General features: G+C 69.9%; 24 protein-coding genes and 2 pseudogenes. 10 read left to right on the top strand and 16 right to left on the bottom strand.

The features are described 5' to 3' along the window. Nucleotides 1–193 precede the first annotated feature (193 nt). Both ACIHCL_RS12060 and tatA read right to left on the bottom strand, forming a co-directional pair. On the bottom strand, nt 194–772 hold the full coding sequence (locus ACIHCL_RS12060; RefSeq protein WP_399860555.1) for a TerD family protein: 579 nt from the start codon (nt 770–772) through the stop codon (nt 194–196). A gap of 231 nt (nt 773–1003) precedes the next feature. Further along, nucleotides 1004–1321: a Sec-independent protein translocase subunit TatA gene (tatA, locus tag ACIHCL_RS12055; RefSeq protein WP_399860190.1), complete on the bottom strand. Its 318-nt coding sequence runs from the start codon at nt 1319–1321 to the stop codon at nt 1004–1006. Nucleotides 1322–1460: 139 nt separating this feature from the next. Between tatA and ACIHCL_RS12050 the strand changes: the two genes are divergently transcribed. Next, on the top strand, nt 1461–3005 hold the full coding sequence (locus ACIHCL_RS12050; RefSeq protein ID WP_399860187.1) for an LCP family protein: 1545 nt from the start codon (nt 1461–1463) through the stop codon (nt 3003–3005). Nucleotides 3006–3155: 150 nt separating this feature from the next. Continuing rightward, the gene (locus tag ACIHCL_RS12045; protein ID WP_399860184.1) at nt 3156–3584 is read left to right on the top strand and encodes an ankyrin repeat domain-containing protein; all 429 of its coding nucleotides are present in this window, start codon (nt 3156–3158) and stop codon (nt 3582–3584) included. A gap of 227 nt (nt 3585–3811) precedes the next feature. Here ACIHCL_RS12045 and ACIHCL_RS12040 read toward each other — a convergent pair whose 3' ends face one another. From ACIHCL_RS12040 to ACIHCL_RS12025, 4 genes are all read right to left on the bottom strand, one after another. Further along, nucleotides 3812–4624 carry a thioesterase family protein gene (locus ACIHCL_RS12040; protein ID WP_399860181.1) on the bottom strand — a complete coding sequence of 271 codons (813 nt, stop codon included), beginning with the start codon at nt 4622–4624 and terminating at the stop codon, nt 3812–3814. A gap of 147 nt (nt 4625–4771) precedes the next feature. Further along, on the bottom strand, nt 4772–4957 hold the full coding sequence (locus ACIHCL_RS12035; protein ID WP_399860178.1) for a hypothetical protein: 186 nt from the start codon (nt 4955–4957) through the stop codon (nt 4772–4774). Further along, a complete protein-coding gene (locus tag ACIHCL_RS12030) occupies nt 4954–5832 on the bottom strand; it encodes a condensation domain-containing protein (RefSeq protein WP_399860176.1) in 879 nt (292 codons plus the stop codon). Before ACIHCL_RS12030 ends, ACIHCL_RS12035 begins: the two co-directional genes overlap by 4 nt. Before the next feature lie 249 nt (nt 5833–6081). Next, entirely contained in the window at nt 6082–7203 is a 1122-nt protein-coding gene (locus tag ACIHCL_RS12025) for a DUF1648 domain-containing protein (RefSeq protein ID WP_399860174.1), read from the bottom strand. A gap of 921 nt (nt 7204–8124) precedes the next feature. Between ACIHCL_RS12025 and ACIHCL_RS12020 the strand changes: the two genes are divergently transcribed. Next, complete coding sequence (locus tag ACIHCL_RS12020) at nt 8125–8550, top strand: winged helix-turn-helix domain-containing protein (RefSeq protein WP_399860171.1); 426 nt, start codon at nt 8125–8127, stop codon at nt 8548–8550. A 223-nt stretch (nt 8551–8773) separates the two neighbouring features. On the opposite strand, the gene ACIHCL_RS12015 is transcribed toward ACIHCL_RS12020, so the two are convergent. Then, nucleotides 8774–9175, bottom strand: coding sequence for a GntR family transcriptional regulator (locus ACIHCL_RS12015; protein WP_399860169.1), 402 nt, complete (start codon nt 9173–9175; stop codon nt 8774–8776). 169 nt (nt 9176–9344) lie between these two features. On the opposite strand from ACIHCL_RS12015, the gene ACIHCL_RS12010 reads away from it, so the two are divergent. Then, nucleotides 9345–9596 carry a hypothetical protein gene (locus tag ACIHCL_RS12010; protein WP_399860167.1) on the top strand — a complete coding sequence of 84 codons (252 nt, stop codon included), beginning with the start codon at nt 9345–9347 and terminating at the stop codon, nt 9594–9596. A gap of 72 nt (nt 9597–9668) precedes the next feature. Here ACIHCL_RS12010 and ACIHCL_RS12005 read toward each other — a convergent pair whose 3' ends face one another. Continuing rightward, on the bottom strand, nt 9669–9878 hold the full coding sequence (locus ACIHCL_RS12005; RefSeq protein WP_399860164.1) for an MbtH family protein: 210 nt from the start codon (nt 9876–9878) through the stop codon (nt 9669–9671). Nucleotides 9879–9975: 97 nt separating this feature from the next. Here ACIHCL_RS12005 and ACIHCL_RS12000 point away from each other — a divergent pair, with 97 nt between their 5' ends. Next, nucleotides 9976–10977, top strand: a complete 1002-nt coding sequence (locus ACIHCL_RS12000) for an IS630 family transposase (protein WP_399860162.1) — start codon at nt 9976–9978, stop codon at nt 10975–10977. A gap of 8 nt (nt 10978–10985) precedes the next feature. Here the strand turns inward: ACIHCL_RS12000 and ACIHCL_RS11995 are convergent, their stop codons facing one another. The 4 genes and pseudogenes from ACIHCL_RS11995 to ACIHCL_RS11980 all read right to left on the bottom strand — a co-directional run. Continuing rightward, nucleotides 10986–11444, bottom strand: coding sequence for a DUF6176 family protein (locus ACIHCL_RS11995; protein WP_399860160.1), 459 nt, complete (start codon nt 11442–11444; stop codon nt 10986–10988). A gap of 19 nt (nt 11445–11463) precedes the next feature. Beyond that, complete coding sequence (locus tag ACIHCL_RS11990) at nt 11464–11601, bottom strand: hypothetical protein (RefSeq protein ID WP_399860157.1); 138 nt, start codon at nt 11599–11601, stop codon at nt 11464–11466. 60 nt (nt 11602–11661) lie between these two features. Continuing rightward, entirely contained in the window at nt 11662–12147 is a 486-nt protein-coding gene (locus ACIHCL_RS11985; protein WP_399860154.1) for an aldehyde dehydrogenase family protein, read from the bottom strand. A 196-nt stretch (nt 12148–12343) separates the two neighbouring features. Then, nucleotides 12344–12535 (bottom strand): annotated as a pseudogene (locus tag ACIHCL_RS11980) (succinate-semialdehyde dehydrogenase); the annotation flags it as partial. 37 nt (nt 12536–12572) lie between these two features. Between ACIHCL_RS11980 and ACIHCL_RS11975 the strand changes: the two are divergent. Continuing rightward, nucleotides 12573–12999, top strand: a pseudogene (locus ACIHCL_RS11975) (YcaO-like family protein); the annotation flags it as partial. Nucleotides 13000–13422: 423 nt separating this feature from the next. On the opposite strand, the gene ACIHCL_RS11970 reads toward ACIHCL_RS11975, so the two are convergent. The 4 genes from ACIHCL_RS11970 to ACIHCL_RS11955 all read right to left on the bottom strand — a co-directional run bounded on the left by ACIHCL_RS11970 (nt 13423) and on the right by ACIHCL_RS11955 (nt 18100). After that, nucleotides 13423–14361 carry an FAD-dependent oxidoreductase gene (locus ACIHCL_RS11970; RefSeq protein WP_399860152.1) on the bottom strand — a complete coding sequence of 313 codons (939 nt, stop codon included), beginning with the start codon at nt 14359–14361 and terminating at the stop codon, nt 13423–13425. A 356-nt stretch (nt 14362–14717) separates the two neighbouring features. Next, a complete protein-coding gene (locus tag ACIHCL_RS11965; protein WP_399860149.1) occupies nt 14718–15359 on the bottom strand; it encodes a hypothetical protein in 642 nt (213 codons plus the stop codon). Between the two features lie 8 nt (nt 15360–15367). Continuing rightward, entirely contained in the window at nt 15368–17533 is a 2166-nt protein-coding gene (locus ACIHCL_RS11960) for a hypothetical protein (RefSeq protein ID WP_399860146.1), read from the bottom strand. 114 nt (nt 17534–17647) lie between these two features. Beyond that, the gene (locus tag ACIHCL_RS11955) at nt 17648–18100 is read right to left on the bottom strand and encodes a hypothetical protein (protein WP_399860143.1); all 453 of its coding nucleotides are present in this window, start codon (nt 18098–18100) and stop codon (nt 17648–17650) included. A gap of 421 nt (nt 18101–18521) precedes the next feature. Here ACIHCL_RS11955 and ACIHCL_RS11950 point away from each other — a divergent pair, with 421 nt between their 5' ends. Genes ACIHCL_RS11950 through ACIHCL_RS11935 form a run of 4 tightly spaced genes read left to right on the top strand, consistent with a single transcriptional unit; the run spans nt 18522 to nt 22157 of the window. Continuing rightward, on the top strand, nt 18522–19181 hold the full coding sequence (locus ACIHCL_RS11950) for a hypothetical protein (RefSeq protein ID WP_399860140.1): 660 nt from the start codon (nt 18522–18524) through the stop codon (nt 19179–19181). Then, complete coding sequence (locus ACIHCL_RS11945) at nt 19178–20251, top strand: peptidoglycan-binding protein (RefSeq protein ID WP_399860137.1); 1074 nt, start codon at nt 19178–19180, stop codon at nt 20249–20251. Before ACIHCL_RS11950 ends, ACIHCL_RS11945 begins: the two co-directional genes overlap by 4 nt. After that, complete coding sequence (locus tag ACIHCL_RS11940) at nt 20248–20967, top strand: ABC transporter ATP-binding protein (protein ID WP_399860135.1); 720 nt, start codon at nt 20248–20250, stop codon at nt 20965–20967. Before ACIHCL_RS11945 ends, ACIHCL_RS11940 begins: the two co-directional genes overlap by 4 nt. Beyond that, nucleotides 20964–22157, top strand: a complete 1194-nt coding sequence (locus tag ACIHCL_RS11935) for an ABC transporter permease (protein ID WP_399860134.1) — start codon at nt 20964–20966, stop codon at nt 22155–22157. The genes ACIHCL_RS11940 and ACIHCL_RS11935 overlap by 4 nt, the downstream gene beginning before the upstream one ends. The last annotated feature ends 10 nt before the right edge of the window (nt 22158–22167 follow it).

Genomic DNA, 22167 nt, shown 5'->3' with positions numbered 1-22167 from the left:
CCGCACTACAGCAGCCCCGGCTTCGACGGACCCGGCCACAACACGCAAGACGCCAACAAACCGGACCACAACCGACCCGACTACACCAGCCCCGACTTCAGCGGGCCGGACTACAGCGGGCCGGGCCTCCCCGACACGCGCGAGTGACAGCGCCCGCGCGGGCAACGGGACACGCGCGGGCGGCGGGGTGCGGTCAGGCGATGTCCACGCCGTAGTCGACGGCGATGCCGGCCAGGCCGGACGCGTACCCCTGGCCGATCGCCCGGAACTTCCATTCCGCGCCCCGGCGGTACACGGCACCGAAGACCATCGCCGTCTCACCGGCGGCGTCGTAGGACAGTTCGTAACGGCACATCTCGCGGCCGGTGAGGTTGTCGACCACACGAATGTAGGCGTCCTCGACCTGCCCGAAATTCTGCCCGCGGCTCTGCGCGTCGTGGATGGAGACGGCGAAGACGATCTGCTTGATGTCCTCGCCGAGCCGGTCGAGGTCGATGAGAAGCTGCTCGTCGTCGCCCTCGCCCTCACCGGTCACGTTGTCGCCGGTGTGCCGCACCGCCCCGTCCGGGCTGGCCAGGTTGTTGTAGAAGACGAAGTGCTGGTCGGAGACGACCTTCTGGTCCGGCCCGCAGATGATCGCGGACGCGTCGAGATCGAAGTCCGTGCCACCGGCCGGATGCGCGTCCCAGCCCAGGCCCACGGTGACATCGGCGAGCGGTGTGCCGTCCTGGTTCAGGACGACGTTCTGACCCTTGGCGAGACTGACGCCCAACACTTCTGCTCTCCTTCGAGGCGGGCCGACGATGTGTCCGCCGAAGCGTCAGAAATCCGCCCGACGGGTGCCGGACTCACGATAGTTCAAAAAATACGCAATTTTTTGAAACGCCCGAGCGGCAGGCACGTTCGCACGAACGCCACCCGCCGTGATCCCGGACCAGGCACCGGACGCCTCGGCAGTGCGCGGTGTCGCGCACCGCCCGTGGCCGCTCCGGCACCACACGCGTCAGCGGGTTTCGGTGCCCTTCTCCGCGACCGGGCGCGCCGAGTCGCTGTCGCCCGGCGCCGACCGGATGGTCAGCGACGCGGGCCCCTCGGGGCCGCCCGAGCCGGACGGCGCAGACGCCCCCGGCGCTGCCGCCGTCCCCGACGAAGCGGGCGAGGGCGCGTCCTCCTCCTTCATGGCCCTGGTCTCGCTCTTCAGGATGCGGAGCGACTTGCCCAGTGCCCGCGCGCTGTCGGGCAGCTTCTTCGACCCGAACACCACGATGATCACCAGCACCACGATCAGCAGATGCCAGGGCTCCAAAGCGTTGCGCAACATTCCGCCACCCCACTCTCTTCCTGATGACCCATGCCGGGAGCCATCCAGTCGGACACACTTGCTACATTGCGCAACTGTACAACCATAGGGGCGGGATCGGCCGTCCCCTTCCCGTGGCCGGAACCGATGGGGTGGACGCATGACAGACAGCCGCCAGGCTTCCCGGCGCCGTGCGCGCGCGACGACGGCGCGAGGTCGGCGGCGCAGGCGAGGCCGGGGCCGCACGCTCCTCGCGGCCGCCGTGTCCCTGCTCGTCCTGGGGACGGCCGGCGCCGGATGGGTCTATACGCGGCTCAACGGCAGCATCAACACCTTCAGCGCGGACGGGGTGTCCGACGACCGGCCGCCCGCCTCCACCAAAGGGTCGAACGTCCTGGTGATCGGCTCGGACGCCCGGACCAGCGGCAACAGCGCACTCGGCGGTGGGGACGCGAACGATGTCGGCCGTTCCGACACCGCGTTCCTGCTGCACACGTACGCGGATCAGAAGCACGCCGTCGCCGTCTCGATCCCCCGTGACACCCTGGTCGACATCCCGCCCTGCAAACTCCCGGACGGCACCTGGTCGAAGCCGCAGTCCGGCGCCATGTTCAACGCGGCCTACTCGGTGGGCGAGACGCCCAAGGGAAATCCCGCCTGCACCCAGAACACCGTCGAGAAACTGACCGGGCTGCGCGTCGACCACACCATCGTCGTCGATTTCAAGGGCTTCGCGGCGATGACGGAGGCCGTGGGCGGCGTCCAGGTCTGCCTGCCCCAGGACGTCTACCAGCGCGACCTCAACCCCAATCGGTCCACGCGCGGCAAAAAGATCTTCGCCAAGGGCCCGCAGAAGGTCTCCGGTCAGCGCGCGCTCGATTACGTGCGTATCCGTCACGGCATCGGGGACGGCTCGGACATTGGCCGCATAAAACGCCAACAGGCCTTCATGGCAAGCCTGTTGAAGCAGATCAAGAGCGACGGGCTGACCCCTTCCAAGCTGCTGCCCCTGGCGGACGCGGCCACCAACTCGATGACCGTCGATCCCGGGCTCGGCTCCGCCGACAAACTCGTCGCCTTCGCGATGTCGATGAAGGACATCGACCTCCACAACACCAAGTTCGTGACCGTGCCCTGGAAGTACCAGGGAGCGCGTGTGGCGATCGTCCACCCCGACGCCGACGCCCTCTGGGCGGCACTGCGGGCCGATCGCACCCTCGACGGGAAGGACGCCGGAGGCGAGCGGAAGGGCGGGACGGCGGCCTCTCCGTCAGCGGGAGCCGGCGCATCGGACTCCGGTGGCGGTGCCACCGGCTCCGAGGCGCGCGTCTCAGGCGCCGGTGTCTCGGTGGCCGTGCACAACGGCACGACCGTGACCGGCCTCGCCGCCCGGGCCGCCGAGGTGCTGAGGGAGCACAGTTTCACCGTCACCGACGCCACGACCTCCGCCGTCCGCGACCAGGCGACGACGGTGATCAGGTACGGGCCGGGCGAGGAGGAGCGGGCAGGGAAGGCGGCCCGGCTCTTCCCGGGTGCGGAACTCGCCCCGGTGGCGACGCCGGGCATCACCGTCCTGCTCGGCCGCGACTACGCGGACAGGCCGGATGCCTCCGCCTCGCCCCCGTCGACGGACGTTCCCGCCCAGGTGGCCGAGGAGGCGCGCTCCGCCGACGACAACCCCTGCTCCGACCTCTCGTACGGCTGACCGCCGTCAACGGAACGGGACCGGCCTCAAAGCGTTCCCGCCGTCCCGCAGGCCCGCCCGGCCCCGGGCCCCGACGGCGCGGCAAGGTGCCGCAGTCGTCGGACCACCCGCCCGCCCGGGACGACGGGACGGCTCTTAACCTTTTCGGTCATGAACCGCAGAAAGCAGAAGAAGCTGTCGAGAGGGCTCGTCACCGCCGCAACCTTCGGAGACGTGGCCGAGGTGGACGCGCTCCTGCGCCGGGGAGCCCGTCCGGACGCGGCCAACGCAGACGGAACAACTCCCCTGTACGCGGCCGCCATAGGCGGCCACGCCGACATCGTCCGTCGTCTGCTCCTGGCCGGAGCGCCGCCCGACGAGGAGAGCGGCTACCTCACGGAGGGCACTGCGCTGTGCGCGGCAGCGTGCTGGGGTCTTACCGAAGTAGTACGCGAACTCCTCGCCCACGGCGCCGATCCCGACCTCCGCGAGGACCAGGGTACGGGCCGCTCCCCGCTCGAGTGGGCGCGGAACGGGCCGTACCCGGACACGGTCGCCGCATTGCTGGCCGCCGGGGCCGCCCCTCACGGGGCCACCTGAGGGCTGTCCCGTAATCCGTGGTGGACCAGCACGCGGCGCCGGATGCGGTGCATCGCAAGGCGGAGCATCGTCCTCGTACTGGACGTGCGCGGACGGCTCCGACAACACGGCGAGCCGTGGGGGCTCCCCCGCCCGAGCGGAGCCGAGAGCTTGGGGAAGTGCCGGGCGTCGCGCAGCGGACGCCCGTGTGACGGCACGGCCTGGTGCCGTGGCGTCGAAGCGGCGCGTCAGGAAGTCTCCAACGGCCTCACGGTCAGTATCTGCTCCGCCCGTCCGATGGGGCCGTGCACATCGTGGAGGACGGTGCTGGTGAGTCCGTGCCCGCTGGTGCCGAAGGTGACGGAGGTGTCCAGGCCGACCCAGCCGCCGCGCGGCTGGCGGTACAGGTGGATGGTCAGGTCCACGTTCGGGAACATCCACTTGCCGGGCGGCTGGCGTACCGCGACGCCGTTCGCGGTGTCGACCAGCCCCACATACGACGCCAGCGGGCTCGCCGTCTCACCGGCCACCAGGGGCGTGCCGGTCGACACCCAGGCCCTGGCCCGACCGGGCTGCGGCGGGTCGACGGCGCGGGCGTCGAGCGATTCGATGAACCCGCCGGGCCAGAGCGAGGACATCGGCCACGAGGCCAGCCCGTCGGGGTGGGGCAGCGCCTCGGCCTCGCCGCCGGCCACCGAAGCGGTGTCGCCCGCCGCGAGCAGCCAGGCGCGGGCGCGCACCGTGGGCCGTCCGGCGATGACCACGGTCGCCTCGACCAGTTCGATGGTGCGGCCGGGGCGGATCGTCTCCACGTGGATCTCGGTGTCCTCGACAGCGATACGGCCGAGGATGTCGTAGCTGATGCGGCTCAGGTGCAGTTCCTGCCCCGTGCTTCCGCGCTCGGCCAGAAAGCGGTCGATGGCGTGGACGACGAGTCCGCCGAGCGGGCTGAAGTGCTGCTCGTCCGACCGCCAGGCACCACCGGCGTGCACAGTGGGCCGGTAGATCCGCTCGCCTATGCGCTCGAAGTAGCCGGCCGGGGGAACGTCCGAGGGGTACAACTGGTCTCCTGCGTCCGGTGACGGGTTGATCACTTGCAGGGTACGACCACGTTGTTCCGGCACGCCGGGGAGGGGGCCGAGCGCCGAGCGCCCGGCCCCCTTTCCGCGGTCACCGACCGCCGGTCGCGTCATCGGCAACCGTTCACCTCACCTCCCCTCGGCGAGCTCCCCCAGCGCCCGCGCGTAGGCGTCCGCCAGGGTGGTGATGGTGCCCCGCGCGTACTGCGCCGAGGAGTACGACCAGCTGACGGTCATCCGGCCGCCCTGCACCAGCGCGCCGACATCGATCAGATGCGGCCTGGCCTCACGGAGGTCGAAGTCGCGCCCGATCACGTCCAGTTCGCGGCGGAGCAGGCCGGCCGCACCCTCGGCGCCGCCCGTACCCGCGGGCCGGCCGTACCCGCGGGCCGGCCCGGCCCGCCGTCGCCGCCCGCCATGTCGAACCGGCCCAGGTAGTTGAAACTGATCTGCGGATGCGGCGCGGCCGGGAGCAGGCCCTCGCCCAGCCGGCGCAGTGCGCCGTACCCGACCCCGTGGTGCGGGACCGCCCGCAGCCTGCGCTTGACCGCCCGGACGGTCTCCGCCCGGACGGTCTCCGCCCAGCCGGCCCCGGCCGGAGTGTGCAGCGCCACCGGGTGCAGGGCCGTGAACCATCCGATCGTGCCCGACAGGTCGATGTCCTCGAAGAGACTCTCCCGGCCGTGGCTCTCCAACGCCACGACCTGGTTCTCCCGGCCGGTCCAGTCCGTCAGGACCCGGCCGAGCCCGGCGAGGAGCAGGTCGTCGATCCGGGTGCGGTAGCGGCCGGGCGCGGAGTGCAGCAGCGCATGGGTCCGCTCGGCGCTCAGCGTGACCGCCACCGCGTCCAGCTCCGCCCCGGTGTCGTCCGGACGGTCCACCGGCAGGGAGCCCGCGGCCTCGCGTGCCGCGTCGTCGGCCGCCCGCCAGTGGTCCAGCTCCGCGTCGAACCCGCCTTCCGCGACGTGCCGTTCCAGGCGGCGCGTCCACTGCCGCACCGACGAGGTCCGGGGGCGCGGCTCGACCGGTTCGCCGGCCGCCACCCCTGCGTAGCCGGCCTCCAGATCGTCGAGCAGAATCCGCCAGGACACGCCGTCGACGACCAGGTGGTGCGCGGTGAGCGTCAGCCAGGGTGCCCGGCCGGGCCCACGGTCGGCATACAGGGCCCGTAGCAGCGGGCCGCTCTCCACCGCTGACGGGAAACCGGCCACCATCGGAAACGGAGAGCGCGACGATGCGTCGCGTGAGCGTGGTGTCGGCAAAGGCGGCGGGCGGCAGGGCGATTCGGCCGTGCCGCACTTGTCGGTGCTCAGACTCTCCCGCCGCCCCCACCACTCGCAATCTTCTTCGAGTGCGGTGAAAACGTGCAGCACGCAGGGCCGGCTCCATACGTCCGGAGCCGGCCCTACGGAAAGGTGCGGGTGCGCGGGGCGCGCGGTTCACACGCCGACGGCCACGGCGACCCCGATACCTGCGGCCACCAGGATCGCGGTGACGACGAGGAAGCGGAGGTTGCCGAGGTTGACGGTCCAGCCGAAGCCGACCCGGCGGGGGACCATGATCGCGAGGTCGTCGGTGTTGACGTAGACCATCCCGGCGGCATGCCAGAAACGGTCGTCGTCGCGGGGCACGAGTCCGCTGGCGGGTTCGTCGATGTCGGCGGGGAGGCGGCTGCCGCCGGGTCCGACGCGGAGGACCAGGTGGGCGGTGATGCCGAGGACGGCCAGAACGGGGACCCCGACGACGAACGCCATCAGGACCTGGGAGCGGTTGTCGCTCCACATCATCCCGGACAGGCCGAACAGCATCAGGTTGAGCAGGGCGGCCATGCCGAGCACGGAGCGGGACATGCTGGTGAGGTAGCGGCGGTACCGGGCGGCGCTGGTCCTGGGTCGGCTGACGTCCAGGTCGGCGCGGGCGCGCAGGATTCCGGCGACGGTGCCGGCCATGGAGGCGGTGACGAGGATCTGTGCGAGGACCAGGGCGAACGCGGTCCAGAAGGTGGTCGGGTACTCGCGGTAGACGGTGCCCGCGGCCGACTTCTGGGGCAGCGTCATCTGGACGGGGAGGTCCGGGTAGACGAGGGCTCCGACGAGGGCGGTGACGGCGACGACGGCGAACGCGGGGATCGCCCACGGCCAGGGGAAGCGGACGGGGTCGGTGCGCAGCGAGGTGTCGGTGACGGCGCCCTGCCGGGTCTGCTCGTACCAGCCGCCCTGTTGCTTGGCGTCGGTGACGGCCCGGTGTGCACGGCTCCACAGGGCGATGGCGACGACGGTGAGCAGCAGGCTGCCGCCGATGGCTCCGACGGCGGGGCCGTCGAGCGTCGCGCTGGCCACGAGCGCGAGGACCGCGACCACCGCCGTCGCGGCGAGGAGCAGGGTGCGGTATCGCCTTCGCTGCGCGGCGACTTCGGGCGCGTTCGCCTTGTCCGGAGGCACGCGGACGCCGAACGGGACGGACGGGGAGTTGAGAAGCGGACTGGGAGCCATGACCAACGCGACGCAGACGGTCGCGAGAGTGCCGAGGTTGAAAAGTGCGTTGGACAGCACGGCGTTCACTCATTTCATGTTTCAGGAATGCCCGATGGGGCGGGACTTCGTCGCGTCGGCACACTGCACGACATTCCAGGATGCCGCGCGGACCGTCCACCCGGGAACCACCTTTGAGCCTTGAAGAAACTCGCAGGTGACGGCTGCTCCGGCGCCCTGTGCGGCGGACGTTTCCCGGAGTTTCCGGATGCCCGTCCGGCATGATGTGCCGCATGCGCGAGGAGGATCACGGCGGTACCGCGCATGGGAATCCAGCGCGGCCGGCGGGCAGCAGACTCACCATTCGTTTCACGTTCGAGGACGTGATGAACGTCCGGCTGTTGAAGACCGTCGGCCCGGCGGCGGAGTCTCTTTTCGCCCTCGCTTCGCTGGGCGTGGGCCAGGGCACGGGCGCCCGCGGGCGCGACGGGTTCGAGGACGTGTTCGCGGAGTGGTGCGGGACGGTGGTGTTCCGGCCGGACAGTCGGCACAGCGGACACCTTCCGTTGCTGTCGCGGATGGCGGAGGCGCTCGCCGAGTCCCCGGAGCTGATGTCGGTGGTCCGCTCCCCGACGGGCCGCGTCATGGCGTGGATGGAGCATCCCTACGACGGGCCGGGCGCGGCGGTGGGGCTCGGAATGCTGGCGAACCATCGGCTGGCGGTGGCGCTCAGGGTGTTCGCCCAGTCGGCGGCGCAGCCCTACTGGCCGCGGATCCGCAGTCGTCTGGAGCGGGAGTGCGAGGCGCGGGGGCAGGCGATGACGGCCGGCGGTGTCGAGGCGCTGTTCGCCGAGGCCGGGCCGACGGGTTTCCGCTGGCGTCCGTCGGTGCTGAGCGTGCCGAGCGAACGGCCCCGCGAGGTAAGGCTGTCGGGCAGCGGGCTGCTGCTGGCGCCGTCGTTGTTCCTGACGGGGCCGCCTCGGCTGTTCTTCGACGAGCGGACGCCGGGCCATGCCCCGATCCTGGTCCATCGGGCGCGTACCGCGGCCTCGACGGCGGCCTTCCTGTGGGGGGGAGACGGACCGTGGCGCCGGGCGGTCCGGGGCGTGGGCGGTCGGCGACACGCCGCGGGCCGGCGGGACGGGCGAGCGTCAGCCGCTGGGGACCCTGGTGGGCAGCACGCGGGCGGCCGTCCTCCAGGCGCTTACGGTGAGCCTGACGACGAGCGAACTGGCGCGGTGCGTGGGCGTGACGCCCGGTTCCGCGAGCCAGCACGCGAGCGTGCTGCGCCGGGCGGGACTGGTGTCCACGACGCGTACGCACACGTCGGCCATCCACACCCTCACACCGCTCGGTGCGGCCCTGCTGCGGGCGCCCTGGCTGCCGCCGGGCCTGGACGACGGTGCCCCGGTCGCCCGCTGGGCGGGCCGGCGGTAACACTCCGCCGGGCCGTGCCCTCCCACCGGCGGCGTTCGGCCGCGGGCCGGACTGCGCGGCGTCCGGCGCATGCGGTCGCGCGGCGGAGGATCGTCCTCGTACCGGGCGCTTGCGGACGACTCCGAGAACGCGGCGGGCGAGCGGGGCTCCCCCGCACGCGCGGGGCCGAGAGCTCGGGGAAGCGCCGGGCTCCGCACGGCGGGTGACCGTGCGAGGAGACGGCCTAGCCGCCGCCCTCCTTGCCGGGGAAGCCGCCGAGTGTCGCTTCGACATACGCCATCACCTCCTCCTTCGGGATGCCGCGCACGTCCAGCTCCGCGAGGAGCGTGTACATGCGCCGGTCCCAGTCGACTCCGGTGCGCAGATCGTCCGTGGACGGTTCCTTGACGTCCGGGCGGATCGACGCGCCGCTCTTGCGGTTGATGCGGATGATCCCCTCACGCCGGAGCAGGTCGTAGGCCTTGTTCACGGTGTGGAAGTTGATCGTCAGGTCGACGGCCAACTGTCTGGTGGACGGGAGACCGGCACCGGGCGCCAGCGCGCCTTCCGCGATGGCTTCCACCACCCGGTCCCGGATCTGTTGGTAGATCGGTACCTCACTGTCGAGGTCGAGTACGAGATGCACATGCCTACTCTATCTGATATACATCTACTAGAACAGATGCTCATGGCGGCGGAACCGCGCTCTTCCCCCGACGGACGGACCCGGCCCCCGAGGGAGGGATGAACCCCATGCCCCTGATGAAGATCTCCGGCGCCGATCTCGTGGTCGAGTTCAGCGGGCGCGAACAGACTTGGCTGCGCCGCAGCGCACTGGCCGTTCCGCTGACCTCCGTCCGCCGAGTCGTCCGGATCCGCTGCTGCCCGGTGGCGCCACCGCCTCGCTGACCGGTTTCACGTACATCGCCGACACCCTGGCCGACCAGTTGGCGACCAGTCCGGTGTCACTGCTCTCGCCCGTGGGCGGTGGGCTCCTGCTCACCGGTTACGCCCTGGTCGCGGCGATCGCCGCGGTGCTCGTGCCGATGCGCCGGGACGTGCACTGAGCCCAGGAAAGGAGCGGGTGCCCCGGCCAACATCCGGGGCACCCGCTGGTATTGCGTACGAGAGAAAGCGCGTCAGGCGGCGGCACCGGCCGAGCCGACCGAGTCCGACTCCAGGCCCTCCATCTCCCGTATGAGGCTGGCGGGCCTCATGTCCGTCCAGTTCTTCTCAACGTGGTCGAGGCACGCCTGGCGGCCGTCTTCGCCGAACACGACGGACCAGCCCTTGGGAACCTCCGCGAAGGTGGGCCACGGCGAATGCTGGTTCTCATCGTTCACGAGCACGTATTGATCCGAAACGCTTTGGGTTCAGGCTCGTTGACGGTGTGTGAGTGATCTGTTGGGGGATGCGCGGACGTGGTCGCCGGACGCGCAGGAGGCTGTGCGGTTGCTTGCGGTGTCCGCGCTGGTGGAGGGCCGGGACCGTGTAGAGGTCGCCGCTCTGTTCAAGGTGTCGGCCGGGGCGGTGGACAACTGGTGGGCCAAGTGGCAGGCCGGTGGGCGGGACGCACTGCTGTCCCGCACCCGAGGTCGTCGCGCGGGGGAACACCAGGTCCTGTCCGAGGCCGAGCAGGCCGCCGTCCGGCAGGCCGTGCTCGATCATACCCCTTGCGACCTGGGGCTTTCCGGTCAGCTGTGGACACGCGGGCAGACAGGCGAGCTGATCTTCAAGCTGTACCGAGTCCGCTTCACCGAGCCCGGCGTGGGCAAGTACCTCAAACGCTGGGGCCTGACCTTCCAACGTCCAGACAAACGGGCCGTCGAGCAGGATCCGGAAGCGGTCCGTCTCTGGCACGAGGAGACCTGGCCGGCCATCCGGGCCAGGGCGAAGGCAGAGAACGGTGAAGTCCTCTTCGCCGACCAGGTCGGCATCCGCTCGGACCAGGTCACCGGCCGCACCTGGGGTGCGCAGGGGCGGACGCCGGTCGTCCGCCGCACCGGGAACCGGTTCTCCGTAAACGCGATGTCCGCGATCAGCACCCGCGGCCGGATGCACTTCATGGTCTTCACCGAGTCATTCGACGCGAAGGTCATGTGCCACTTCCTCGCCCGGCTCGTCGGACACTTCGACCACAAGGTCCACCTGGTCGTCGACCGGCACTCGGCCCACCGCTCGAAAGCCGTCCGAGCCTGGCTCGCCGACCACCAGGACGAGATCGAACTGCACTTCCTGCCCTCGTACTCACCCGAGCTGAACCCGGACGAGCTGGTCAACGCCGACCTCAAACGCAGCCTGCCCCACACCCAGCGGGCCAGAAACCGGGCCGAACTCACCACTGAAACCCACAGGTTCTTCCACCGCCGACAGCGCCAGCCCCACATCGTCACCGGCTGCTTCAAAGCCCCGCACGTCCAATACATCCTCGACGAGTGGACCCAATGAGTTTCTGATCAATACTCGGCGACGCCCGACGCACCCCACCTTTGCATGGCGTCACGCAGATGCGCTGGCGTCAACATGAACATCGGCTCGATTTCTTCCCAACCGGGTTCCTTCACGCGACGACTATAAGCGGCATGAGCAGCATCGACCGGATGCGACTCATCCAGCCCGCTCCCACCTTCGCCAGTCAACGCCAAGTGATAGATCCAAAGCGACCCATCCGCCTCACGATGCTTGAAAGTCGCCTCGAACACTGCACGCTCAGCAGGGAGCGACTCAAGGCATTCGTCGTATCGCTCGGTGAGCATCGACATCCACTCCGCCAACTCATCTTCCCGACCCTCGACAACGCGCGAGCGGCTCAGCTCTAGATGCAGTCCAGGCGGAACAGTCGCAGGCATCGAGAAACCCTCGAAATCACGAGGAACAGGACGGAACGGAGTATAGGGCGCAGCGTCGTCAGCCATGCTCATCACCCTGCCACATTCACTCGTCACCACCCGACAAGAGCTTGACGAATGACATAGGGCCCCCCGCGCCGGATCCCATGACCAGCATGACCGGCTCGCCGTGCCCGGTCACCTCGTAGCTCAGGGTGATGCCGTTGACTCTCGCTGTCGGCACAGGCCGACCTCCGTTCCCCGCCCGGTAGGGGCGAACTGTCGAATCGCTGACCGCCGGGGATCAGGCCGCCTTCGGCTCCGTGGCTGTCCGCTCCCCGGCGCGGTCCCAGTACGGGCCGAACAGCGCTTCCTCGTCCGGAACACGCTCCGCAATGGGATGGGAGACCACGGTGTAGTTCAGGAAATGCCGCCAGGTGATGTTCCCCGACACCCCGGATCCACCCCAACTCCCGCTGGACAGGGTGGTGGTGAACGGCACGCCGCTGCTGAAACCGCCGGTGTTCGTCATGGTCGACTGGTTCACCACGACCCGGCAGTGCGTGACGGCCTCCGCGAGCCGCATCACCCGGTCGGGCCGGCTCGTGTGGATCGCGCAGCTGTGCCCGATGCCGCAGCGCTCCGAGACCCGCTGCACGATCCGTACGGCCTCGTCGAAGTCGTCGTACTCCGACAGGGTGAGCACGGGGGAGATCTTCTCCCGCAGCAGCGGGCCGTCCTGCCCTGCGTCGGGGCAGTGCGCGACGAGCACGGAGACCTTGTCCGGCACGGTCAGCCCGGCCGCCGCCGCGATCCGGTCGGCCGGCCGGCCGATCAGGTCCCGGTCGAGACCGCGGCCGTCCGGCCACAGTGCCGCGACCAGCGCCGCGGTCTCGTCCGCGTCGCACAGACACGCCCCCGGAGCAGACCAGCCCGTCGCGGAAGGCGTCGGCGACGGAGCGGTGCACGAGCACGTTGCTCTCGGACGAGCAGGACGTTCCGTGGTTGTACCCGGCCCCGGTGTGGATGTGGTGGAGGGCTTCGTCGAGGTCGGCGGTCTCGTCCACGAGGACCGTGGGGTTGCCCACCCCGGCACCGATGGCGGGCGTGCCACTGCGGTAGGCGCGGCGCACGGTGTTGGAACCGCCGATGGCGACGACGAAGTCCGCCGCGGCCATGAGGCGTTCACCGGCGTCGCGGCCGGTCACCGGCAGGCAGATGGGGCAGCTGCTTCCGGCCGTATGCGACGCGCGACCCGACCACACCGGCTACCGCATCAGCGACCCGGAGCCGCTGGAGTGGTGGCGGCGGGCGACCTTGGCGGGCGAGCCGTACCTGGCCCCCGACCCGTCGGCGCCCGCCCGTACCCCGGTGCACTGGAGCTACACGCCGCGCGGCGATCTGCTCGACGACATCGGCCTGATCACCGATCTGGTGCGCAACCCGGGGCATGGAGCTGCTGGTCCTGGACCAGACGCGGCCGGACCTCGGCCTCCCCGTGGTAAAGGTGATCGTGCCGGGCCTGCGCCCGTTCTGGTCACGGTTCGCGCCGGGCCGGCTGTACGACGTGCCGGTGACGCTGGGGCGGCGGTCGGAACCGATCGCCTACGAGGACCTCAATCCCGTGCCGCTCTTCGTCTGACGGCGTAATCGGCTGGAAGGGGACGGCCGCGGAAACGGCCGGAAGGGGACGGCCGCGGAAACAGCCGGAAGGGGACGGCCGCAGAGGCGGCCGTACGGCACGCTGCGGGCGACGGAGCATCGGGCCACCGGGCGGCATGGAGCCGGCGCAGGAGGCAGTCGAGACAGACGGGCATGTCGACCAACCCCACGGTGAACCGGTACCCGGCGGTGCACCGGGCGGAAGTTCGGCCGGGTGCACCGCCGGAAGCCCGGCAGAGCGGTGGCCCAGTCCGGCAGGGCCTCGGCGGTGCGGACGCCTCTACGCCAGGGGCGAGTGCTCCCTCCGCGCCCCGTCGCCGCGCGGGCAGGACACGCCCGTCCTGAGCGACGACGGCAGCGGCGACTGCCTTCCGGACCCCTCTCGTCATGAGAGATTCCCCTCTCAGTCCCAGGTGAGCAGCTCCCTGGCCGCGTAGTAGGCGTGCAGCGCGGCCTCGCTACCGGAGCCGAGAGCGGTCATGATCCGTTGGAAGCGGGCGGAGCGGAGGTCACCGGCCACGATGACGCGGGGGTGCTGGTCGGTCGGCGGGCAGTATCCGTCCGGCCCTCGGGTGAGGTCGCCGGACGGGGCGGTGGGCGCGTTACCGATGCTGAGATAGGCGGCGTCCGCCGTGACCGTGTGCCGTGCGCCGTCCCGGCCCACCGCTTCCGCTGTCACCGTGGCCCCTTCACCGGAACTCATCGTCAGGTGCTCGACGGGCAGAAGCCTGACTCGGGGGTCCTCGCTGACCTCCTCGACCTTGTACGCGTCGGACGCCGGGTACACCACGAGCAGGCGGGTGTCGGTGCTCGGGTGGGCGCGCAGCAAGGTGCCGGTCGGGCGGTCGCCGCCGAGGACGAGAAGGGTTCGGCCCTCGGCGTCGGCCGCGTCGGCCTGCCAGAGCGGGGGCAGGGTGAGGCCGTCGGGGGCGGTGATCCAGGCGACGTCGCGGGGCTGGAGGGGGCCGACGCCAGTGGCGACGACGGCGTAGGGAGCGGTGAGACGGATCCCGGTATCCAGAGTGACGGCGACGTGGTCGTCATCGGCGCGCAGTTCGGTGACGCGGCGGCCGAGTTCGAGCCGGCACGGCTCCGTGCTCTTCAGCTCCGCGGTGATGGAGTCGGCGAGTTCGGGGCCACTGGTGCAGCCGCCGAGAACGTTGTTCAGGGCCGGGATGCGGTAGAGGTTGCGGCACAAGGTGTCCGGCTCGATCAGGATCGTGCGCATGCCCACGCTGGCGGCCATACGGGCGGCGGCGCATCCGGCCGGACCGCCGCCGATGACGATCAAGTCGGTGTCGTGGGCTGCGAGCGAACCGGTGCGGGGCGGTGTGTCTGCCATGGGGATATTCCAGCACCACGGCCCCGGCCCACGCCTGACACACGGCCTGCCCTGGGCCACAGCGCCTGCGTCGTCGAGCCACCAGGGACTGAAGGTTGTCCGATCTTCCTCGAACCCGCCGCCGCACTCGCTTTCGGCACACGCGACCGTTGCTGGGTAAGCATCGACCGTGAGATTGCCTCTGAGTATCGGATCGACCGACAGTGGCGTGCGTCTCCTCCCAGGTGTCGCGGCGTGCGCCGCTCTTGCAGCCGACGAAGAGGTGGACCGTGTGTCCCTCGCTCAAGCCGCTGACCGGCCCTCAGGAGAGGGGACGTTGCCGGACTCGGCAGCGTCCCGGCGTTGTGTTCGGGTCCTCAGCCGATCGTCGGGGCGCCGTCGGGGAGGTCGGCGGCGCCCTCGCAGCGTTCCACGTCACGGGCGACCACGCGGGCGGCATCGGCCGCCAGCGCGGAGAGCTCCGCCTGCCTGGTGCTGTCCGCGGTCTCAGGGACGTTGCCCCCGATGCCGACCGAGACCTCCAGGAGATCCTTACGCCCCTTCGAGTACGGACAGTCGACGAACAACTCGGCCCTGTTGTAGCTCTTGATATACCCTCCGGCCGCTCCGAGCGAGATCGGGGTGTTGCCGGGCTTCGACGCGTTGCGCTGCACCCATTCCCGGTCGTAGTCGGGGTCCTGGATCCTGCTGTACTTGATCACCAGAATTCTCCCGCCGCCGGACAGGTCGCACATCCCCAGCCCCCTGGACGCATCAGCCATGAAGTTGACAGCGCGCTCCTCCTCGAAAGCCTCGCCCTTCTCCGGCAACAGGGCCTTCACATGGGTACTGGGCACCGCTTCCGCACACACCCGGTCGGGCACGGAAAGAACCGGCTCCCGGTCCGGCAGGAACACGGCGACACCCACCCCGGCGACCACAAGAACACCCAGAGCGCCGACCACGCTCTTCTTCCGCCTATTGCCGCCCGACGGCATTCCCGTCGCATCGTTCCGCACGGTACTCCTCAACTCCCCGCCCGTTGACGACCCATGGCATAGCCCTCCTTGACATGGCGAGCGGCAGCATCGGCCTGACTCCTGGCATTCTCGTGATCTGTCCCAGCCGCAACAGCCGCCTGGTATGTGGCCTCGTACACGGCATCCGCGGACCTGGACCGCTGGCCCTCCAGAAAGTCGCTTCGGTCCTGCGCGGCCTCGTCGCTGGAGTCGCGGGTGTAGTGGTCCACGACCGCCTCCTTGATGTCCTCGATGATCATCCCGGCGACGTCCCCCGCGACCGGCAGCTTGGACAGCCCCATGTCGATGGCGCGGTCGGCCCACTTGTCCGCGGTCGCCAGGGCCTCGTTGAACTCCTCGTCGGAGGCGATCTTGTCGTCGTAGACGGCCTGGGTACGGGACTCGGCCATGATCCCCGCGATCTCGGCGCCGAGGGAGACGCGGTTTCCGATCTCCGGCGAGAGTTCGTCGTATCTCGCCTTGTCGTGGTAGACATCGTTGATGAGCTCGGTGGTGACCGCCTGCTGGGAGTTGATGATCGCTCCATAGGCATCGGGATCCTTGCCCACCGCGGCGAGGAAATCCTTAAGTCGTCCCTCCTCCAGGTCGGGGTAGGCCAGGTTGGCGTTGCTGCCGTACGTCTCGACGAGGCGGTTCGAGTTCATCCCGGCCTGAACGTCACGCATGTACTCGGCCGTGATGTTGCCCAGGCTGTCGGTGAGCGGGGAGCCGTCGAGTCGGTCGTGGTTCTTGCCGTACTCCGCGACGATCCGGTTGACCAGTTCCGCGCTGCCCGCCGAGTGCTTCGGCGGTGTCGCGTCGGAGTCGTACGGCACACCGATCGTCGCCGATTCCAGAGCGTGTCCCAGGGCGTCGTGCCCCAGCGGCTTGCCTTCCTCGCCCGGCGGCCACTCACGGGCGTCGTCGCCCTTGGCCACCAGGTAGTCCCAGTTGTCGAGGTCCTTGCCGCCCACCGTCGTCGAGTCGTTGAAGAACTCCAGCGAGGCCTTGGGGTTGTGTCCGAGGCTTTCCATGAAGCCGACGAACGGGTCGTTGGGCTCGTCCGTGGGCGGGTAGGTGAGGTCGGTCCTGTCGCGCCAGATGACCTCCGGGTCCCCGCGGAACCCGCGCTCGTACGTCAGCAAGCCCTTGCCGTAGTCGTTCAGGAACTCGTCGTCGAACTTGCCCTTGCCCATCAGACTGCTCATGACCTGGAAGCCGTTGGGGCCCATCGGCAGTCCCTGGATCGGGAACGGCTTGTCACCGGCCGCGATCACCTCGCGCTTCCAGGTCTCCATGGCGGGGCTGTCGCTGTGCGTCGCGGTGGCCAAGGTCATGCTCAGGTTGGTCTGGACCTCGGCGAGTGTCTTGGCCCGCTCACCGTCGACCGCACCACCGGGCGGCGCTGCCATGTCCCGCCAGAACTGGAGCGTCCCCTCGGCGCCGAGCGTGGTGGCGAACCGCTCGCTGAAGCCCGGGTTGTCGCGCTGGTACCTGAGGGTCTCGTTGAAGCGCGCGACGTCCTCGTCGCTCCACTCCCCGGGGTTGGTCTCCCGGGCCTTCTTCGCCCAGTAGTCGGCATCCGCCTTGCCCTGCCGGTCGTCGGCCTCCTTGAGCCCGCCCGGACCGTCTCCGGAGAAGTCGTACTTGTTCTTCGCGAGAGCGCGCAACGCCCGTGCGGCGATGCGGTCGGTCTCGCTCGCCTCCCAGAGCACCCGCTTCACCCGGCGCTCCGCGACGGCGAGTTCCTCATCGGTCGGCGTATGGATGTCGGCGTCACCGGCCGCCGCGCCCGAGGGGACGGAGGCGACAGCACCGCCCTTGGCATTGATGTAGATGTTGGTCTTGGCGACGTCGTCGATGACCGTCCGCAGTGCCACCTTGTGTTCCTTGAAGGCGGCACTGGCGTCGCGCAGGATACCCAGCACGCTCTTCGCCTGACCGGCCACGTCTTGGAACTCGGCAGCGATCTTGGTGACGAACTCCTTGGAGATGGTGGCGTTGGCCCCCTTCCAGTCCGCAGCATCCGCCTGCGCCCGAAGACCCTTGGCGCTCGTCCCCCCACCCTCCCCGGTGGCCAGCGTCTCGAGCTTCGTGTGCATCTTCTCCCAGTCGGACACCGCGGTGTCCAACGTCCCCAGACGCAGATCCGTGAGTTCCTGCGCTGTCATCATTTCCGCTGCCATACGCCGCCCGACCCCCGTAGCTTTCCTTCACTGATCGACGCGCGAAGCCAAAGGCTGTCCGTAATCTTTGATGGGCGCCCACCAAAGACTGCGGGACAGCCGTTATTTGATGTAGTCGTTGATCTTCGACACGGACATCAGGTCGCCGCCCGCGTTCCTCATCGTCGTATCGATATAGACTTCGTCCTTGGAATGCTGCGCGCGTGTGAAATCGAAGTGATTCGAGATGTGCGCGCACGCCTCCTTCAACGTCGCCGTCTGGGTGTTCCACGCATCGTGCAGCTCGGTCAGCGCGGAACCCATGTCAAGGCCGTCGTTGAACAGCTCGATCGACGCGCTGAACGTACTGGGGCGGGCGAAGTCGCTGTCCGTGCCGAACTTCTGACGCAGTTCGTACGCGATGTTGCCCAGCTTTCCCAGTTCGTCGTCGTGTACGACCAGGTCACCGTCAGCCGCGCCGCCTCCCCCGTCGGCCGGTATCTGGTTGAGCCGCATATGTGCGGAGCGATTCTCCGCGGCATTGTTCTTGAGTTGTTCCCATTCATCCCATGCCATGTGCTGCCGCTCCCCCGTACACCGGTCGCCACGTGGACGCCTTCACCCCACACACACTAGCAACCTACGTGCAGAGTGAACGCGCCGGAGGGAATGGGTACGATCTACGCCCATGGGAGCGTCCATCTTTTTCCGCCCATACATGCAATGAAGGAACTCACCTACATATTGCCGCTGTTATGAACGGTTGTCCGACCGAAAAGCGATGTACACGCCGAGGCTGCTCGCGACGCTCTTCTCCTGGCTGCCGGACTCCCCCGCGGTATCGGTATCGCCCTGCCGAGGGCAGCGCCTTGACGGGCACGGCCACGCTCGTTCCGCCTCGTCCGGCGGGGAACGGATCCGCAGGTCAGGGGCATTGTTACCGTCCCATCGCATGGCCATGGACGTGCCATCATCCGGGGCGGCGAGCGTGGGGCCCATGAGCTTCCCCAGGACAACCTCACGCGCCGCCGTCCGGCTGCGCATCGCGGCCCTCGTCGCCGCGCCTGTACTCGCCCTGTCCGCCGCCTGCGGCGGGGATGACAGCGCCGACGGGGCGAGGAAGAACACGCCGATCGCCGACGTACCGGAGGCGCCGAGCACGTCGGACACGGATACCTCGAAGGACGAGAAGCAACCGGGCAGCCGGTCCGGGGGCAGGAGCGAGTTCTACGACGCCCAGATGAAGTACGTCCAGTGCATGCGCGTCAAGGGCGGCTACAAGGACTTCCCCGACCCCAAGCTCAGCGGCTATCTCGACTGGGTGAAGGTCGAGGAGATCGCCTCCCGGCCGGGCCAGAACGAGGCGTACAAGGGCGGGCGGAACCAGGTCTGCGTCCCCGAGATGCAGGCCACCTTCGCCCTTGAGCCCGAGCGCGACGAACAGAAGGGGTACGAGTCGATGCTCGCGCACGCCCAGTGCATGCGGGACAACGGCGTCTCCAGGTTCACCAACCCGACCATGAGCGGCGGCCACGCCCAGCCGGGCGGCGACCCGAACCCGGCTTCCCCGGTCCTCGACCGCGATTCGCCGTCGTACAAGAAGGCCCGCGAGGCCTGCCAGTCGAAGCTGATCGACAGCGTGGAAGGCATGCAGTGAAACGCCGCTCCGTACTCGTCGGGCTCGGCGCGGTGACCGCCGCCGCCGTCGCCGGGGGTGTTCTGTTCCTCGGCGGCGGCGGCGACGCGGGCGCCTCCGGGAGGCGCGGCGAGCTGCCGCCCGCCACCGCGACCGTCGAACGCACCGACCTCGTGCGGTCCAAGACGGTCGACGGCCGGCTCGACTTCGCGCAGCGCCGCGCCGTCAAGTCCGCCGTCGAAGGGACCGTCACGGTCGCCGCCACCGAAGGGAAGACGCTGACCAGCGGACAGGCCCTGTACGAACTGAACGACAAGCCCGTCACCCTCCTCTACGGGCCGGTCCCGATGTTCCGCGAGATGAAGGTCGGCGACCGGGGCAGCGACGTACTCCAACTGGAGCGCAATCTGCGCGACCTGGGGTACGGATCGCGGCTGTACGTCGACGTCCGCTACGACGAGGACACCGCGGCCGCCGTCAAGCAGTGGCAGAAGTCCCTGAACCGCGACCCCACCGGCAGGGTCGGCCGGGGCGATGTGGTCTTCCAGCCCGGCCCGGTCAAGGTGGTCTCCGCCGACGCGGCGCTCGCCGACCAGGTCGGCCCGGACGCTCCGGTCCTGACGGTCGCCTCCACCAAACCCGTCGTACGGGCGCAGCTCGACCAGACCGACGGCGCGCTCACCTCACGCGGCACCAAGGTCGAGGTCACCCTGCCCAGTGGGAAGACCGTGGCCGGCCACGTCGCCGGGACGGTGCGCCCCGAGGCCTCCGAGGCCGGGGGCGGCGGCGCCGAGGACGGCATCACCGTCGAGGTCGTCCTGGACGGCGGGACGGGCGCCGCGTCCGGCGAGGACCCCAAGGCACCGTCGAGCGTGAAGTTCGTCAGCGAGGCGCACAAGGGGGTCCTCGCGGTCCCCGTCGAGGCGGTCGTCGCCCTGCGGGGCGAGAACGGCGGCTACGGTCTCCAGGTCGTCGAGGGCGCCACGTCGAGGATGGTGCGGGTGGAGACGGGCATGACCGCCGACGGACTGATCGAGGTCAGCGGTCCGGGCGTGCGCGCGGGCCTGAAGGTCGGGGTGGCGAAGTCATGACCCCGGCCCCGGTCATCGAACTGCGGGACGCCGGCAAGACGTACCCCGGCGGCGTCCGCGCCCTGCGCCAAGTGAGCCTCACCGTCGAGGAGGGCGAACTCCTCGCCGTCGTCGGCCCGTCCGGCTCCGGCAAGTCCACGATGCTCAACATCATGGGCACCCTCGACAAGCCCACCACCGGCACCGTCCGGGTCGCCGGCTACGACGTGTCCAAGCTCTCCGACTCCCGGCTCTCCGCACTGCGCGCCCGCCACATCGGCTTCGTCTTCCAGCACTTCCACCTGGCGGCGGGGCGCGACGCGGTGGACAACGTGGCCGACGGGCTGCTGTACGCGGGCATCCCGCTGAGACAACGGCGAGCCCGTGCCCGGGAGGCGCTGGCCGAGGTGCGGCTGGACCACCGCCGCTCGCACACGCCGAACGAACTGTCCGGCGGCGAGAAGCAGCGCGTGGCCATCGCCCGCGCCCTGGTGGGAGCCCCCCGGCTGCTGCTGGCGGACGAGCCGACCGGGGCACTGGACACCGCGTCCGGCCAGATCGTCATGGAGCTGCTGCACGAGCTGAACGCATCCGGCACCACCATCTGCGTGATCACCCACGACAACGAAATCGCGAACGCGCTGCCGCGCCGGGTCCGCTTCAGGGACGGCGAGATCGTCTCGGACACGCGCTCCGACGCGCCCTTCGGCCCACTCGCGGAAGAGGCCGGTTCATGAAGAACGACCTCAAACCCGCCCGCCTCTCCCCCGGTGACGTCCTGCGCGTCGGCGCGGTCGGCCTGCGCGCGCGGCGTGCGCGTGTGGTGCTCTCGGCGCTCGGCATCGCCATCGGCATCGCGACCATGGTGGCGGTCGTCGGACTGTCCGAGTCGAGCCGCGCGGATCTGATGGCCCGTCTCGACCGCCTCGGTACCAACCTCCTCACCGCGGAGGCGGGCAAGGACGCCATGGGGCAGGAGATCAAACTCCCCAGGAACGCGGTCGCGATGGTCGAGCGCATCGGCCCGGTGCAGCACGCCACGGCCAGCGCCGACATCGACGCCCGCATCCGCCGCAGCGACGTGGTCCCCGAGGAGCGCACCGCGGGCGTCACCGCCCAGGCGGTCCGCGCCGACCTGCTCGCCGCGCTCGGCGGCCAGGTCGACAAGGGCGTCTGGCTGACCCCGGCCGGCGAACGCCTCCCGACGACGGTGCTCGGCGCAGTGGCGGCACAGCGCCTCGGCATCACCCGCACCGGAGAGACGATCATGATGAACGACATGCGCGTGGCCGTCGTCGGCATCCTCAAGCCGCTCGAACTGGTCCCCAACCTGGACCGGGTGGCCATGGTCGGATTCCCCGCCGCCGAACGCTACTTCGGCTTCGACGGCCACCCCACCACCGTCTTCGAGCGCTCCACGGACGCCTCGGTGGTGGACGTACGGGCGATCCTGGCCCGCAGCATCAGCCCCGGCAACGAGTCGGGCATCAAGATCTCCCGGCCCTCGGACGCGCTGGCCGCCAAGGCCGCCACCGACGAGGGCCTGACGACCCTGATGCTCGGCCTGGGTGCGGTGGCCCTCCTGGTCGGTGGGGTGGGCGTCGCCAACACCATGGTCATCTCCGTCCTGGAGCGCCGACAGGAGATCGGCCTGCGCCGTTCGCTGGGCGCGACCCGCAACGCGATCCGGCTCCAGTTCGTGACCGAGTCGCTGCTGCTGTCGGCGTTGGGCGGGGCGACGGGCGCGCTGCTGGGCGCGGCGGCGACGTACGGCTTCGCGCGGGCCCAGAGGTGGACGGCGGTGATCCCGCCCTGGTCCCTGGCGGGCGGTTTTGCCGCCACGCTGCTGATCGGTGTGGTCGCGGGCCTCTATCCGGCGATCCGCGCCTCACGCGTCCACCCGACGGTGGCGCTGAACTCGACGTGAGGAACCGGCG

It is taken from the genome of Streptomyces sp. NPDC052042 (assembly GCF_044548345.1).
Taxonomy (GTDB): Bacteria; Actinomycetota; Actinomycetes; order Streptomycetales; family Streptomycetaceae; genus Streptomyces.
This window is presented reverse-complemented; position numbering and strand designations above follow the sequence as displayed.

Coding starts and splice junctions, on each gene's coding strand:
- tatA (WP_399860190.1), bottom strand. CDS start 1,321: ATGTTGCGCAACGCTTTGGAGCCCTGGCATCTGCTGATCGTGGTGCTG.
- ACIHCL_RS12050 (WP_399860187.1), top strand. CDS start 1,461: ATGACAGACAGCCGCCAGGCTTCCCGGCGCCGTGCGCGCGCGACGACG.
- ACIHCL_RS12045 (WP_399860184.1), top strand. CDS start 3,156: ATGAACCGCAGAAAGCAGAAGAAGCTGTCGAGAGGGCTCGTCACCGCC.
- ACIHCL_RS12020 (WP_399860171.1), top strand. CDS start 8,125: ATGCCCCGATCCTGGTCCATCGGGCGCGTACCGCGGCCTCGACGGCGG.
- ACIHCL_RS11995 (WP_399860160.1), bottom strand. CDS start 11,444: ATGGCTGACGACGCTGCGCCCTATACTCCGTTCCGTCCTGTTCCTCGT.
- ACIHCL_RS11970 (WP_399860152.1), bottom strand. CDS start 14,361: ATGGCAGACACACCGCCCCGCACCGGTTCGCTCGCAGCCCACGACACC.
- ACIHCL_RS11960 (WP_399860146.1), bottom strand. CDS start 17,533: ATGATGACAGCGCAGGAACTCACGGATCTGCGTCTGGGGACGTTGGAC.
- ACIHCL_RS11955 (WP_399860143.1), bottom strand. CDS start 18,100: ATGGCATGGGATGAATGGGAACAACTCAAGAACAATGCCGCGGAGAAT.
- ACIHCL_RS11950 (WP_399860140.1), top strand. CDS start 18,522: ATGAGCTTCCCCAGGACAACCTCACGCGCCGCCGTCCGGCTGCGCATC.
- ACIHCL_RS11940 (WP_399860135.1), top strand. CDS start 20,248: ATGACCCCGGCCCCGGTCATCGAACTGCGGGACGCCGGCAAGACGTAC.
- ACIHCL_RS11935 (WP_399860134.1), top strand. CDS start 20,964: ATGAAGAACGACCTCAAACCCGCCCGCCTCTCCCCCGGTGACGTCCTG.